Genomic DNA, 1923 nt, shown 5'->3' on the forward strand with positions numbered 1-1923 from the left:
CCCCACATGCGCAGGCGCACCGGAGCGCCTAGTTCGACTTGGAGGAAGCCTGGCTTGACGACCTCCAACCGTGGGTGGAGCTGCAGGAATCCTTCATCCGTCCCCGCCCCTCGTCGCGGCAGAAGCGCCCATGTCGTGGTCTCCACGCTCAGCCGGTTCGCCCAGCGAGAGCCCGAGCCAAACGTGGCCGGCTCCTCTTCGACCAGGCCGTTCCCCTCATCCATGGAAGGCTCGAGCAGCGCATCCCCGCCTGCCTCAACGGGGTCGACTTCCTCCTCGGCCACGTAGTCATCAGGATAGGCAATCTCCTCCGCCCACCCAGCTCCGGGTACCAGCAGCAGCAACACGACGGCCCAGCGCATGAACATCGACGTCTCCTGTGAAGGCCCCGAAGGCGGGGCAATGGACAGAGGCTTCCCGTTCAGCCCGGCAGGGCGCCGGGCCGTGGGGCGAATGCATTGCATTTCGGGAGTCGCCAGCAGGCCGACTGGCCAAGCCATAGGCAGACGTGTCACGTCACGGCGCCGGGAAGACTGGCCCCGCCCCAACGGCAGGCAGACGTTTCACGCCACGGTGCCAGGACAGTCCGGCACCGAGCATGACTCCAAACGTGCGAATAGGGATGGCTGAGGAAGGGCTCCTCAGCGGGCGTCAGGCATGAAGCCCGACGAAGCGCAGATGGCTTCTCGACGCACGACGACCATCCGCACGTGCCTCACATGGAGGTGCGGGAGGACCTCTGCGCGGCGCGAGAGCCCAACGCCTACTTCGATGCGGAGCTATGAAGGTGGCTCCGGCGCGCCACCCTCCGGGCGCTCTCCGCAGCCACCAAGGATGCGCGCAGTCGCACGCCTGCACTCCAGCACAGTGGGGAACACATCGCCCTCCAGGGCACGCCAGAATGAACTAGACCAATAGATATAGTCCATTGGACCCTAGATTGACATTCCGCACAAGCCCCCAACGCCGGAAACTCACGGGAGGCCGTGGCGGTAGCCGTTGCCGAGCTAAAACTACGATCGTAATTCACGAACGCCCTCAGGCGATGCACCTGAGGGCGTTCGTGAATCACGATCGTCAGCATTGCCAACTGCGCCGCGAAAGGGGCACGGCAAACGCTTACCGGTAGCTCGCCGACCGCTCCGGCAACGTACTGGCCAGGAAGCACGCACCTTTCGGCGCACCCGCCTTATCCAAGCGATGGCCTAGGGGAAGGGTCGACACGGCCCAAGAAAACGCTTGACTTCGAAGTCCGCCCACCTGGTAAGTAAAGTATCGCAATGACGAGGCGTTATCCTTGGAGGGGACATGATCGGCACTGAGAATGCGAGGCGTTTCAAGTGTGATGGCTGCGGCGCATTGTATTTAATTGCTCATGACAAAATCGGCCCGCTTGGAGTAAAGGTTCGCTGCCAAAAGTGTGGATATATCATCATACTCCGCCCGCAATTGCCGAGCAGCCAGATGCCTCAGCGCCAGCCGACGTTAGGAATTTCTCCGGCTGCAACAACTGCCTCTCCAATACCCCCAAAAACCATTGAGTCAACAGAGGTTCGATTGGGGCTGAGCGCAACTGGCGCTCCACTTCGGGCATCCTCGACCAAGCTTGCAATAGAGGAGCAGGTTGGCGACATTACCGATGAGACGAGAGCCAGGATCGCATTGATCCGCTCTGTCCTACACGCAATTCTTTATGCACTTAAGTGGGAGCGCATCGAGAGGCTAGGAGCGTGTCGCGGTAATCGCGGTGGGGCTTGCCCGGAGGGAGGCCCGCGTGGTGAATGCCGGGGATGAGAAAGAAGTTCCGCCCCTGGAATGTGCAGCAGGCCTTCCTGCTGCCGCCGTCGCTGCTGGACTGGCTGCCGGAGCACCACCTCGCGCGATTCGTGCTGGAGGTGGTTGAGGAGCTGGACTTGGGGCCCA

Annotated in this window: 1 protein-coding gene and 1 pseudogene; one reads left to right on the plus strand and one right to left on the minus strand. The window is 62.1% G+C overall.

Translation table 11 applies throughout. The features are described 5' to 3' along the window. Positions 1-368: pseudogene (locus tag G4D87_RS37170) on the minus strand (hypothetical protein); the annotation flags it as partial. A 940-nt stretch (positions 369-1308) separates the two neighbouring features. Between G4D87_RS37170 and G4D87_RS37175 the strand changes: the two are divergent. Next, a complete protein-coding gene (locus G4D87_RS37175; RefSeq protein ID WP_163787504.1) occupies positions 1309-1794 on the plus strand; it encodes an MJ0042-type zinc finger domain-containing protein in 486 nt (161 codons plus the stop codon). The last annotated feature ends 129 nt before the right edge of the window (positions 1795-1923 follow it).

Origin of the sequence: Myxococcus vastator, from assembly GCF_010894475.1 — a bacterium.
In the GTDB taxonomy this organism is placed as follows: Bacteria; Myxococcota; Myxococcia; order Myxococcales; family Myxococcaceae; genus Myxococcus; species Myxococcus vastator.